Genomic DNA, 12,587 nt, shown 5'->3' with positions numbered 1-12,587 from the left:
AGCCCTTGTTGAAGCCGGGCTGCTCACGTAAGACTGGAGATGAAATGAAATCGATCCAAGCCATCCTGATGTGCGGAGTGCTGCCGCTCGCGCTTGTAGCGGGTTCTGTGCAAGCACAGGGAATAGGACGCGCCGGCACCTATCTGATGCCGCCTGAGTACAGCATGATGATGGACAAGCTGACCCCTGAACAGCGCGCTCAGGCCATCGGCATCCAGCAAAAAATGATGCAGATGGACATGGAGTATCACGACACGATGGCGCAAATGGAGATGAAGCACGCGCACGAGATGATGCAGATGCAAAATCAACTGCTGGATATTTTCAAAGGCCATTGACGCTCACAGCGGTTCGACCGGTTCGCGTGTGGGCTCACGTCTGACGCGGCCCGGTCACCCCCTCCCATGCAACGCGGCGATCTCCTGCAAATCGAGATCCCGCTCCAGTTCGGTTAGCAGTTCATCGTGAATCAAGCCCGACCGATGCATCCGCAACAACTCGCTGCGACCGGCCGCCACGGCGGCGAGCACAACGTCGTAATGCGCGGCGCGAACATCGGTGGGATATTCGGTCACGTCCTGGTAGGTGTCCGTCATCTGCGCTCGATAGCTATATTGCTCCAGCAGGCGCGGATGAATCACTTGTCCCTCGGCGTCGTGCACGAGCGGTTGGATCGCGGCGAATTGTGCCGCTTCGAGCCTCGCCCACGCCTGAGGCTCGGTCAAATGCTGCTCGTTGCGTTCCTTCACGCTATCCAGATTGACCCAGCGAATCAACGCGCCGATCGTGGTCCCCTGTCCAAGCACGGTCACGAGAATCACCGCGAACGACGCGACCAGAATCAGATCGCGCCCCGGCATCGCCTCGGGTAACGAGAGCGCGATCGCCAGCGTCACCACGCCACGCATACCGGCCCAACTCGTCACCGTCGACGAACGCCAGTCGAGTGCAATGTTTGCGCGCCGCGTCAACTTGCACACGAGTCCCTTCAACCATTCGACGGCAAACACCCACACGAAGCGCGACAGCACGACGGCCGCGATCACTGCGCCGACTGCGGGTGCAAACGCGGTCAACGCGTCGCCGACGCCACCCAGCCGCACGATCACGCCGCGCAGCGACAGCCCGATCAGAAGGAACACGAGCGCTTCCATCAGGAAGATCAGGACTTGCCAGAAGGCTGTGCCGCGCATGCGCACCGAGGCAGAGAAAACTTCATGCTGATGCCATCCGAGCACCATCCCGCAACTGACGGTCGCGATGACGCCCGAGACGTCCAGCATGTCGCCGGCGATGTAGCTGAGCCACGGGGAGAGTGCGGATGCGGTGATGATGAGGTAGACGTCGTCGAGGTAGCGCAGAAGCCTGACGACCACGAAGCCGATTGCGATGCCGACCGCCACGCCACCCAGGCCGAGCACCGCAAACCGCTCGACCGCGTGTTGAGCGTTGAACGTGCCGGTCAGCGCGGCCGCGACGGCGAAGCGGAACAGCACGATGCCGGCGGCGTCGTTAAGCAGGCTTTCGCCTTCGAGGAGCACCATCAACCGGCGCGGCAGCGCGACGCGTTCCAGTACGGCCTTCGCGGCGATGGCGTCAGGCGGCGAGACGATCGCGCCCAGCGCGAAGCACGCGCTCCACGGTAGGGACGGCACGACCCAATGCACGACCATACCGACCGCGAGGGTCGTGAAGGCGACGGCGCCGATCGCGAGCAGCAGGATGCCGCCAAAATTGCGCTTGAATTCGTCCCATACGGAGAAGTAGGCGCCGTCCATGAGGAGCGGCGGCAGGAACACGACCAGAACCAGTTCGGGATCGAGGTTGATGCGAGGGAGTCCAGGCACGAAGGCCATCGCGGCGCCGCCGACCAGGAGCGCCGCGGCCGGTGGGAGTCGTAGCCGCTTGGCGAGCAGTTGGAGACCGATCATCGCGCCGAGCGACAGCAGGACGAGTTTGAAGCCCATGACGGAGGACATGCGGGAGCCTCGGCGGGTGGCTGGGGATTACTTTTTATCACAGAGCAAGGTCATTGCCTGCGGCTGAGCCGACGGGAGATACGGGTGCGGCATCAAGCACTTGGCTGGCCTGTGCGCAAGTTGTCCACAGCCTTGTGAACAAATTATGTGGACAACTAGGAGTTGGGCTGCCGTGCTTAAGGCTTCGCACCGGCCGCTCTAGTTTTTGGGTCATGCTGACGGTCGAGCACCGAGTGATGCTTACGCATGAACCGCAAGGCGATATGTCTGCCGCTTCAACGACTTGGCTGGAATGTCAGAAGCTTGTCCACAGGCTTGCCAACATTTTACGTGGACAAGTTTTTCGCCTTTGGCGCCTGCGATCAACGCACGCCTTCGCCAAAGGCAAACGAGAAAACGCGAAAGAAACGCCTTAAGCCTTCAACATCGAAGCCGCCACGTCTTCCCGCGATTGCACCTGCAAAACCGCATCCCGCTTATCGAGCAAGTGCTGGCGAAGAATCGCGCTCAACTTCTTCCCATCCCGTGCCTCGAGCGCCTTCAACATCTCATCGTGATCATGAATCGCGCTATCCCACTTGGGGATCTGAAAATTCGACCGGAACCGCAACGCTTGCAAGCGTCGATTAACGGCGACATAAGTCTGCCGCAGTGCTGAATTCCTCGCCGCTTCATTGATCTTGTCGTGGATCGCCTGGTTGCGGCTGTAGTACCCGGCCAGATCGTTCTGCGTCCGGCAAGCCAGCATCGCGTAATGCAACGCCTTGATCTCGGCAAGCTCCGCAGCCGTCATCCGCTCCGCCGCCAGTTCGCCGGAAAAAGCTTCAAGACCGCTCATCAACTCGAAGGTCTCGCGCAACTCCGCCTCCGACATCTTCGACACCGACGCACCGCGATTCGGCGAAATCTCGATCAGCCCTTCCGCAGCCAGAACCTTCAGCGCCTCCCGCAACGGCGTGCGTGAAATCCCAAGCGTCTCGCACAACTCGCGCTCGTTCAGTTTCTTGCCCGGCTCGAGCACCCCTTCGACGATAAAGCGGCGAATGTGCTCCACCACCGTGTCGTGCAAACGCTGACGCTCAACCTTCGGCATCAGCGGAGAAGCGGTCACACCCGCATCGAAATCCGAATTTTGCATACAAAAGCTCTCAACATCGTGTCACATGGGATTTTATCGGAAGCCAAAAGATTAGTTAATAGCGCGGGTAAACACTGGTGTCAGCAAGCAATTTTCGGCTTGGGATCGTCACAGATCGTCTGATATAGTTTTTTGCATGCAAAATTCAATCGGAGGAGCCCAATGCTCAAGCTAGACTTTCATCCCGCCGGCCGTCACTTCCTGCAGATCCCGGGTCCGAGCCCGGTGCCCGATCGCATTCTCCGTGCGATGAGCTACCCGACCATCGATCACCGCGGCCCCGAGTTCGGCGAACTCGGTCTGAAGGTGCTCGAAGGCATCAAGAAAATCTTCAAGACGCAGCAACCGGTGGTGATCTATCCGGCCTCCGGTACCGGTGCGTGGGAAGCGGCGCTGTCGAACACGCTGAGCCCCGGTGACAACGTGTTGATGTTCGAAACCGGTCACTTCGCGACGCTGTGGAAAAAGATGGCGGAAAGCCTCGGGCTGAAGCCGGAGTTCCTCGGCCTGCCTGGCATCGAAGGTTGGCGGCGCGGGGTTCAGCCGGACATGATCGAAGAGCGTCTGCGTGCCGACACGCAACACGCGATCAAGGCGGTGTGCGTCGTGCATAACGAAACCTCGACGGGCGTTACCTCGGACATCGCGGCGGTGCGCCGTGCGATCGACGCCGCCGGCCACCCGGCGCTGCTGCTGGTCGACACGATCTCGGGCCTCGCCTGCGCCGATTATCGCCATGACGAATGGGGCGTCGACGTCACCGTGTCGGGTTCGCAAAAGGGTTTGATGCTGCCGCCGGGCATCAGCTTCAACGCGATCTCGCCGAAGGCATTGGCCGCCAGCAAGCAGGCCAAATTGCCGCGCAGCTTCTGGGACTGGACCGACATCGTCGAGATGAACAAGACCGGTTACTGGCCGTACACGCCGAACACGAACCTGCTGTATGGGCTTCATGAGGCGCTGGAGATGATTCTCGGCGAAGGGCTCGACAACGTGTTCGCCCGTCACGAGCGTCTCGCCGAAGCCACCCGCCGTGCGGTCCGCGCGTGGGGTCTGGAGATTCAGTGCGCGGATCCCGCTGTGTATAGCCCGGTGCTTACCGGCGTGATGATGCCCGAAGGCATCGATGCCGACGCCGTGCGCAAGCTCATCTACGAACGCTTCGACATGTCGCTCGGCACGGGTCTCGGCAAGATGAAAGGCCGCATGTTCCGCATCGGCCACCTCGGCGACTGCAACGACCTGATGCTGCTGGCGACGCTGGCCGGTTGCGAAATGGGCCTGCGGCTCGCGGGTGTGCCGCTCAAGGAAAGTGGCTTGCCTGCCGCTATGGAGTGGTTAAGCCAGCCGACCAAAGCCTCGGGGCTGAAAGCGGCGGCTTAAGCGACGGGGCGCCACGCGCATCGGTGCTCGCCGCATCGGTGCGTCAGCGCATCTGCCTACCAGGCAGCAAGTAGCAGGCAGCAAGTAACAGGCATCTCGCAGCAAGGGAAGGCGGAGAGCACTTCCCACACGAAGCCGCGCATAGAACGCGGCCCCTGAACAACATGCGATGTTCCCGCAGCGCAGGTCGCTGACGGGCGACGACGCAGCGCGCCATTCCAGGCGCGCCGTCGATAGACTGCAATGGAGAGAGACGATGAGGCGGTTTCGTGTGAGCAGTGCGACCAGTATCGTTCTAGTGATGCTAAGCGTCATGTACTTCATCACTTACCTGGACCGCGTCAACGTCAGCACCGCGGCCGCAGGTTTCGGCAAGGAGTTCGGCCTCTCCCATACGGAAGTGGGCCTGGTGTTCTCCGCCTTCGCTTACCCGTATCTGATTTTTCAAATCATCGGTGGCTGGGTCAGTGACCGCTTCGGTGCAAAACGCACGCTGATTTTCTGCGGCGCTATCTGGGGCGTGGCGACTTTGCTGACCGGTTTCGCCGGTGGTCTCGTCTCGTTGCTGGCCGCGCGCGTGTTGCTCGGTTTCGGCGAAGGTGCCACGTTTCCTGCTGCGACGTCCGCGATGGCGCGTTGGGTCGCGAAAGAAAAACGCGGCTTCGCGCAGGGCATCACCCACGCGGCATCGCGTATCGGTAACGCGGTGGCACCCGGATTGATCGTGCTGGTGATGGCGACCTGGGGCTGGCGCGAATCGTTCTACATTTGCGGCGTGTTCAGCCTGCTGTGGGTGGCGGTGTGGGCGTTCACGTTCACGGAACATCCGAAAGATCATCCGCGTATCACGACTGAGGAACTCGAAGTCCTGCCCGCGCCGAAGCCGAAAGCGGCCGGTGTGCCGTGGGGAAAACTGTTTCGCCGCATGTGGCCGGTCACGATCGTGTACTTCTGCTACGGCTGGACCTTGTGGCTGTTCCTTAGCTGGATTCCGCAGTACTTCCTGCACAGCTATCACCTGCAACTGCAAAAGTCGGCGATCTTCGCATCGGTCGTGTTCTTTGCCGGTGTACTCGGCGACACGCTCGGCGGCATTGTGACCGACTGGATCTTCACGCGGACCCGCAGCCTGAAGCGTGCGCGAAGCTGGATGGTATCGGTGTGCATGCTGTTCTGTCTGCTCTCGCTCATTCCGCTGATGTTCACGCACAGCCTGTATCTGTCGATGGCGTGCCTCGCGTCAGGCTTCTTCTTCGCCGAAATGACGATCGGCCCGATGTGGGCGATTCCGATGGACATCGCGCCGGAATACTCGGGGACTGCGAGCGGCATGATGAACACCGGCTCGGCATTGGCCGCGATTATCTCGCCGGTGGTCGGCGGATTTCTGATCGACTACTTCGGCAGTTGGGAGTTGCCGTTTGTCGGCAGCATGCTGTTGATGGCGATCGGCGTGGTACTCGCGTTCCGCATGCAGCCGGAAAGCAAGTTCGAACTCAACGCGGCCGACAAAGCGCACGCTACGACCGGCGTGGGCGCGTAAACGGAATTCAACGTTCGGAATGCGCTGTTTCGGAACACACCGTTTCGAAACGCACCGTTCCCTCTCTTCGCCTTTAAAGCAATGACAACATCACTGAGTCAACGTCTCGCCGACGCGCGCCGCAATCATTTGACGCTCGATGCGTTGCCGCCTGAGCAAACGCCCGCCGACAGCGCCGCCGCCTACGCGATCCAGCACGAGATCCTGCGCGTACTGGACGCGCCGATCGGCGGCTGGAAGATCGGCGCGAAGTCCGACAGCGGCCCGATCCAGGGCGCACCGCTGCCGGCGAACGATCTGCACGCCGACGGCGCACGGTTGCCGCGTGAAGCCTTCGCTCCGCTGGGACTCGAACTGGAGATCGCATTCCGCTTCGACCGCCGCTTCGAGCCATCGACAACACCCTATAGCGAAGCCGACGTGCACGCAGGTATCGGCTCGATCGGCGCGACCATCGAAATCGTGGCGAGCCGTTACGCTGACTGGCCTAAGGTAGACAAGCTCGCCCAACTCGCGGATTTGCAGAATCACGGCGCGTTGGTCGTCGGCGAATTTACGCCGTATCGCGAGGACTTTCCGTTTGTGACGCCTTCGTTGCAGTTCAGCTTTGAAGGGCGTGACGTGGTCGAAACGACGCCCGCCAATCCGGCCGGCGATCCGCGACGCCTGCTGACATGGCTCGTCAATCACGCCACCTCGCGCGGTATCGCGGTCACACCGGAGATGGTCGTCACCACCGGTTCGTACACCGGTATGTTTTTTCCGCAGAGCGCGGGCACAGCAAGCGGGCGTATTGAAGGGCTCGCGCCGATCAGCCTGACGCTGTACTAGCCCGCTTTCCTATAGGCCGACGATATGACGAACCCCACTTCCGCTTTACTCGTCAAGCCGATCCATCTGGTGCCGTCCGCTGCACGGCTGACGTCGCCGCTCGCGCAACATCTGCGCAAGGCTTTGCGTGGCGACGTGTTGTTCGATGCGGCCAGCCGCGGCCGTTATTCCACCGATGCGTCGATCTATCAGATCACGCCGATCGGCGTGGTGGTGCCGCGCGATCAGGACGATCTGCGCATTGCGCTGGAAATTGCACGCAGCGAGAAAGTACCGTTGCTCGCGCGTGGCGCAGGCACAAGCCAATGCGGCCAGACTGTCGGCGAGGCGCTGGTGATCGACACCAGCAAGTGGCTGAACAACATCGTCGACTTCGATGCCGACGCGCGTACGGTGACAGTCGAGCCGGGCGTCGTGCTGGACCATCTGAATGCATGGTTGAAGCCGCATGGCCTGTGGTTTCCGGTCGATGTCTCGACGGCGGCGCAATGCACGATTGGGGGAATGGCCGGCAACAACTCGTGCGGTTCGCGCTCGATCGAATACGGCAACATGGTGCACAACGTCGAAGCGATCGACGCCATTCTCGCCGACGGCAGCGAAGCACGTTTCGCCTCATTGCGCGAGGCGCCGCAAGGCGTGCGCTTGCAGCAGATCGTCGAAGGCGTGAAGCGGATTGCTGAGCGAGAGCATGCTGAAATCGTCGAACGCGTGCCGAAGGTTTTGCGTCGCGTCGCGGGCTACAACATCGACGTGTTCGATTGCCAGAACCCGCGCGCTTATACCGACGACGGCAGCGCGAATCTCGCGCATCTGCTGGTCGGTTCGGAAGGCACGCTTGCGTTCAGCCGGCAACTGACGCTGAAGCTCGCGCCGCTGCCGACGCATAAGACGCTTGGCGTGGTCAATTTCCCGACCTTCTGGCAGTCGATGGATCTCACGCAGCACATCGTCAAGCTGAAGCCGGTGGCCGTGGAACTGGTCGATCGCACCATGATCGATCTGGCGATGAGCAATCCTGCCTTCCGTCCGGTGATCGAGAAGGCTTTGGTCGGCGAGCCGCAAGCCATCCTGCTAGTGGAATTCGCAGGCGAGGACCGCGACCAGCAACTCGCGTCGCTCAAACAACTCACCGAACTGATGGCCGATCTCGGTTTGCCCGATTCGGTCGTCGAGATGCCTGCCGCGAACGAACAGAAAGCGCTGTGGGAAGTCCGCAAAGCTGGGCTGAACATCATGATGAGCATGAAGGGCGACGGCAAGCCGGTCTCCTTCATCGAAGATTGCGCGGTGCCGCTCGAACATCTGGCGGAATACACGAGCCGTCTGACCGAAGTCTTTCACCGCAATGGCACCGAAGGCACCTGGTATGCGCATGCGAGTGTCGGCACGCTGCACGTGCGGCCGATTCTCGATATGCGGCGCGACGGCGCAGTGAAGATGCGCGCGATCGCCGAAGAGGCGGCGGCGTTGGTGCGCGAATACAAGGGCGCGTATTCCGGCGAGCACGGTGACGGCTTGTGCCGCGGCGAATGGGTCGCGTGGCAATACGGGCCGCGGCTGAACCAGGCGTTTACCGAAATCAAGGCGTTGTTCGATCCGGATAACCGCTTCAATCCCGACAAGATCGTGCGTCCGCCGAAGATGGACGACGCGCGCAATTTCCGCTTCGCGCCGGGCTATGAGGCGCAGCGGATCGAGACCGCGCTCGACTGGTCCGTATGGAACGTTGAACGCGATCCGCTGACGGGGCGGGAGACGCTGCCGGGCAGCGGTAACGATCTGTCAGGCGGTCTCGCGAAGGCCGTCGAGATGTGCAACAACAACGGCCATTGCCGCAAGTTCGACGCGGGCACCATGTGCCCGAGTTATCGCGTGACGAAGGATGAGCAACATGTGACGCGGGGACGGGCGAACACGCTGCGTCTCGCGATCTCCGGGCAACTGGGCGAAGCAGGACTCGCCAGCGACGACGTCAAGGACACACTCGACCTGTGCGTCTCGTGCAAGGGCTGCAAGCGCGATTGCCCGACGGGCGTCGACATGGCGAAGTTCAAGATCGAAGCGCGGGCGGCGCGTGTCAAACGGCATGGACTGCGTCTGCGTGACAGGTTGGTGGCCTTCATGCCGCGCTATGCGGCAACGGCGAGTCGCGTGCCGGGCTTGATGGCATTGGCCGACAACGTGCCGGTGTTGTCGGCGTGGTTCAAACGTTCGGTGGGTTTTGCGCCTGAACGTACGTTGCCGCGTTTCAAGAAATCGTTCTTGGCGAGTGCGTCGGCGACCAAACCACCTCAAGGCGGCGCGCTGAAAGAAGTGCTGTTGTTCGTCGATACGTTCAACAACAACATGGAGCCGGAAAACGCGCGCGCCGCGCAGCAGGTGTTGGAAGCTGCCGGTTACACGGTGCACTTCAATACGCGCCAGGGCGAGCGGCCGGTGTGTTGCGGCCGCACTTTCCTCGCGGCCGGTTTGGTCGATGAAGCGAAGCAGGAAGCGCGGCGCATGCTCGATCTGTTCAAACCGTTTGTGGAACGCGGCGTGCCGATCGTCGGGTTGGAGCCGTCGTGTTTGCTGTCGTTGCGCGACGAGTTTCTGCACTACGGTTTCGGTGACGAAGCGCGACGCCTTTCGAAACAGGCGTTTCTATTCGAAGAGTTTCTGGTGCGCGAAGAAAAGGCCGGGCGCTTGCAGCTTGCGTTGAAGCCGTTGGCGAAGGAGCAGGCGCTTGTACATGGCCACTGCCATCAAAAGGCCTTCGACGCGTTCACGCCCGTGCAAACCGTACTGAACTGGATTCCTGAATTGAAGGTGTCGACTGTCGAGTCGTCATGCTGCGGGATGGCGGGCAGCTTCGGCTACGAAGCCGAGCACTACGCGACATCGCAGGCAATGGCGGAACTCTCACTGCTGCCCGCGGTGCGCAAGATCGACGGCAATACGGTGATGGTGGCGGACGGCACGAGCTGTCGGCATCAGATTCATGATGGCGCAGGCGTCGACGCAATCCATGTAGCGCGAGTATTGGCGATGGCTTTGCGGTGAAGGTGGTTGGCCGCGGTTGGCCTTTATGCCGCGCCCACCACCTGCCGATACGCCGCCGGCGCCACGCCGACACTTTCACGGAAACGATGGCTGAAATGGCTGGCGTTCGCATAGCCGCATTGTTCGGCAACTTGTGCGAGCGGCAGTCTCGTAGTGCGCAGCAACGTGCGTGCACGTTCGAGCCGTTGTTGCGCGATCCAGGCAGCAGGCGGTAGTCCGAACGACGTGCGGAACATGCGCGCCAGATGAAATTCCGAGAGCGCCGCTACACCGGCAAGTTCACCGAGCGTGAGCGTCTGCGCGAGATGGTTCTCGATGTAGTCGCGCAAGCGCCGCCGAGTAGCGACCGACAGCCCGCCTTTGAGCGACGTATCCGTGCGACTCACGCCTTGTGCGCGCAGCAGCAGACTCAACACCTCGTGCGCGGTTTCATTGGTCCGCAGCAGGCCATCAGGATCCTGCCAGTCTTCATTCGCGAGCGATTGACACAAGTGCGCGATGCGGGCGTCTTCGAAATAGGTGCGATCGGCCAGTGTCAGTTCGCGTGGCTCGCGATCGCGTTCCTTGGCACCCTGTGCTTTTCGGCGGGCAATCTGTTGTCGAGCCGGATGCAATCGATGGGTTTGCACCCGTTCGCCACCAATAGCTGGGCAATGCTGATCGGCGCGAGCGTCTTGACGGTGGGAAGCGCGCTGGCCGGCTTTTCTTTCTCCATCGAATCCGACGCGCGTTATCTCGGCGCGCTCGCCTATCTGGCGATCTTTGGCTCGGTGATTGGCTTTACCGCGTACCTGATGCTGGTCGGGCGCATCGGGGCGGAGCGGGCCGCCTACTGCACCGTGCTGTTTCCGATTGTGGCGCTGGCGGTGTCGACGGTATTCGAAGGGTACCGGTGGTCCGCGTTGGCAGTGCTCGGGCTCCTGCTGGTGGTGGCGGGGAATCTGGTGGCGTTCGATCTCACGCGGCGACTCTTTGTGCGGCGGGTGAGGGCATCCTGAGGGCCGGCGGGCTGACGGCATGGCGTCTCAAGGAGCGGTGATGCCCTGAGCGATCGCACGTTCACTGGCAGCGTTAAACGTGAGTCTTTCCGGGGGCCAAAAGTGGACTGAAGATGTGACCGGTGAGCTTTTCCGGGAGCGAGCCAGTTGAGCAAAAAACTTACGCCGCACTCGCTGCCAACCCCGCCGCCGCCGCATAAGTCACCAGCCCCATACCAGCAACCCACCACAACGCCTCCGCCACATGCGGCGCCAAAATCGTCGCCGCCCCAGCCATCGCGACCCCAACAAGCCCCCCCGCCTGCCGCAACGCGTTCAACAACCCCGATGCCACACCAGCCAACTCACCAGGCACCTGTTCCAGCACAGTAGAAATCATCGGCGGCACCGACAACGCCGTCCCACCACCAAACATCACCATCGCCGCATAAGTGAAGACCCAAGGCGCATGCCATTCCAGACTAAGAGCCATGGCCGGCACCGCAACGGCGGCTAGCACGAGCCCCGTAGTCATGAACTGCGTCGCAGTAAACCGCCCATGCAACCTGCCCACAACCACATTCCCGATCGAAAGACTCCCCGCAAGCGGCAACAACGTAAGCCCAATCTGCCTCGCATTAAACCCAAACTCGCCATGCAGATAAAGACTCAACTCAAACAACAATCCAAAGTAGCCAACATAAACGAGCGTCCCCATAGCATTCATCGTCACGAACATCCGATTGCTGAACCACTCAACCGGCACCATCGGATGCTGCACACGCCGCTCGACAACAACAAGCGTCAGCGCGGCCAGCACGGCGAGCACCGCCGCCCCCCACACCTCTCGCGCAGCGATCCCACGCGACGGCAACTCAATCGCCGCGTAGCAAAGCGCGCCCAATGCGACGATGCTCGCCAACTGCCCACCCCAATCGAAATGACGCCCAACGCTGCGCGTCGAATGACGCACCACCACCCATGCGCCCGCGAAGGCAACGAGACCAGTCGGCACATTGATCAGAAACGCACTGCGCCAGCCGAACCCTTGCACGAGGAGCCCCCCCAGCACCGGTCCAATCGCCGCCGCGACCGAGGCAATCCCAGCCCACGCCGCAATGGCGCGCCCGCGTTCAACGGGGTCCTCAAAGGTGCTGCGCACGATGGCGAGCGACGCCGGCAGGAATAACGCCGCGCCGCTGCCCTGTACGAAGCGCGCGACCACCAGCGCGCCGACGTTCGGCGCCAGCCCGCAAGCCGCCGAGGCCGCGACGAACAACGCGAGGCCCCACAGATACACCGCCTTCGCGCCGAAACGGTCGGACGCGACGCCGCCTGCGAGGATCAGCGCGGCAAAGCTCAGCGTGTAGGCATCGACAATCCACGCGAGCCCGCCCACGGACGCACCCAGGCTAACGTGCATCGCGGGCAGGGCGACGTTGACGATGGTGGTGTCGAGCACGGCCATGAACATGCCGCTCGCCACCAGCGCCAGCGTCAGGCGCGGACGCCTGGCGTCCCGCTCCGTGTCGGCTAGCTTGGTGGGCAGCGGTTGTTCAGCGGCGCATTCGGTCATTACACATCCTCGGGCTAAAACTGCAATTGAATCGATCGACGAAGTCTAGTCACATACGCGAATGCAATAAAGCAGTGATTGCGCATGTGTATGATGCAAATATGCATGACGGACA

8 protein-coding genes and 2 pseudogenes are annotated in these 12,587 nt (G+C 61.7%); 6 read left to right on the top strand and 4 right to left on the bottom strand.

The genetic code is table 11. From position 1 onward, the window contains the following. Positions 1-44: 44 nt before the first annotated feature. Positions 45-338: a hypothetical protein gene (locus FSO04_RS29265; RefSeq protein WP_154565051.1), complete on the top strand. Its 294-nt coding sequence runs from the start codon at positions 45-47 to the stop codon at positions 336-338. A 54-nt stretch (positions 339-392) separates the two neighbouring features. On the opposite strand, the gene FSO04_RS29260 is transcribed toward FSO04_RS29265, so the two are convergent. Beyond that, positions 393-1,979, bottom strand: coding sequence for a Na+/H+ antiporter (locus FSO04_RS29260; protein WP_154565049.1), 1,587 nt, complete (start codon positions 1,977-1,979; stop codon positions 393-395). A 412-nt stretch (positions 1,980-2,391) separates the two neighbouring features. Next, the gene (locus FSO04_RS29255) at positions 2,392-3,117 is read right to left on the bottom strand and encodes a GntR family transcriptional regulator (RefSeq protein WP_154565047.1); all 726 of its coding nucleotides are present in this window, start codon (positions 3,115-3,117) and stop codon (positions 2,392-2,394) included. Positions 3,118-3,279: 162 nt separating this feature from the next. Here FSO04_RS29255 and FSO04_RS29250 point away from each other — a divergent pair, with 162 nt between their 5' ends. The 4 genes from FSO04_RS29250 (at position 3,280) to FSO04_RS29235 (ending at position 9,919) form a co-directional block, all read left to right on the top strand. After that, positions 3,280-4,500: a pyridoxal-phosphate-dependent aminotransferase family protein gene (locus tag FSO04_RS29250; RefSeq protein WP_154565045.1), complete on the top strand. Its 1,221-nt coding sequence runs from the start codon at positions 3,280-3,282 to the stop codon at positions 4,498-4,500. Positions 4,501-4,756: 256 nt separating this feature from the next. Beyond that, positions 4,757-6,043, top strand: coding sequence for an MFS transporter (locus FSO04_RS29245; protein ID WP_154565043.1), 1,287 nt, complete (start codon positions 4,757-4,759; stop codon positions 6,041-6,043). A gap of 81 nt (positions 6,044-6,124) precedes the next feature. Continuing rightward, entirely contained in the window at positions 6,125-6,874 is a 750-nt protein-coding gene (locus FSO04_RS29240) for a 2-keto-4-pentenoate hydratase (protein WP_154565041.1), read from the top strand. 24 nt (positions 6,875-6,898) lie between these two features. Further along, the gene (locus FSO04_RS29235) at positions 6,899-9,919 is read left to right on the top strand and encodes an FAD-binding and (Fe-S)-binding domain-containing protein (RefSeq protein WP_154565039.1); all 3,021 of its coding nucleotides are present in this window, start codon (positions 6,899-6,901) and stop codon (positions 9,917-9,919) included. A 23-nt stretch (positions 9,920-9,942) separates the two neighbouring features. Here the strand turns inward: FSO04_RS29235 and FSO04_RS29230 are convergent. Next, positions 9,943-10,482 (bottom strand): annotated as a pseudogene (locus tag FSO04_RS29230) (helix-turn-helix domain-containing protein); the annotation flags it as partial. Between FSO04_RS29230 and FSO04_RS29225 the strand changes: the two are divergent. Beyond that, positions 10,462-10,917: pseudogene (locus FSO04_RS29225) on the top strand (EamA family transporter); the annotation flags it as partial. The pseudogenes FSO04_RS29230 and FSO04_RS29225 sit on opposite strands and share 21 nt — an antisense overlap. Before the next feature lie 160 nt (positions 10,918-11,077). Here FSO04_RS29225 and FSO04_RS29220 read toward each other — a convergent pair. Continuing rightward, entirely contained in the window at positions 11,078-12,472 is a 1,395-nt protein-coding gene (locus FSO04_RS29220; protein WP_154565037.1) for an MFS transporter, read from the bottom strand. Between the last annotated feature and the right edge of the window lie 115 nt (positions 12,473-12,587).

It is taken from the genome of Paraburkholderia madseniana (genome assembly GCF_009690905.1).
Taxonomy (GTDB): domain Bacteria; phylum Pseudomonadota; class Gammaproteobacteria; order Burkholderiales; family Burkholderiaceae; genus Paraburkholderia; species Paraburkholderia madseniana.
This window is presented reverse-complemented; position numbering and strand designations above follow the sequence as displayed.

What these genes read in the sequence shown, in the direction of transcription:
- FSO04_RS29245 (WP_154565043.1), top strand. Translation starts at nt 4,757, where the DNA reads ATGAGGCGGTTTCGTGTGAGCAGTGCGACCAGTATCGTTCTAGTGATG.
- FSO04_RS29240 (WP_154565041.1), top strand. Translation starts at nt 6,125, where the DNA reads ATGACAACATCACTGAGTCAACGTCTCGCCGACGCGCGCCGCAATCAT.
- FSO04_RS29235 (WP_154565039.1), top strand. Translation starts at nt 6,899, where the DNA reads ATGACGAACCCCACTTCCGCTTTACTCGTCAAGCCGATCCATCTGGTG.
- FSO04_RS29255 (WP_154565047.1), bottom strand. Translation starts at nt 3,117, where the DNA reads ATGCAAAATTCGGATTTCGATGCGGGTGTGACCGCTTCTCCGCTGATG.
- FSO04_RS29250 (WP_154565045.1), top strand. Translation starts at nt 3,280, where the DNA reads ATGCTCAAGCTAGACTTTCATCCCGCCGGCCGTCACTTCCTGCAGATC.
- FSO04_RS29265 (WP_154565051.1), top strand. Translation starts at nt 45, where the DNA reads ATGAAATCGATCCAAGCCATCCTGATGTGCGGAGTGCTGCCGCTCGCG.
- FSO04_RS29220 (WP_154565037.1), bottom strand. Translation starts at nt 12,472, where the DNA reads ATGACCGAATGCGCCGCTGAACAACCGCTGCCCACCAAGCTAGCCGAC.
- FSO04_RS29260 (WP_154565049.1), bottom strand. Translation starts at nt 1,979, where the DNA reads ATGTCCTCCGTCATGGGCTTCAAACTCGTCCTGCTGTCGCTCGGCGCG.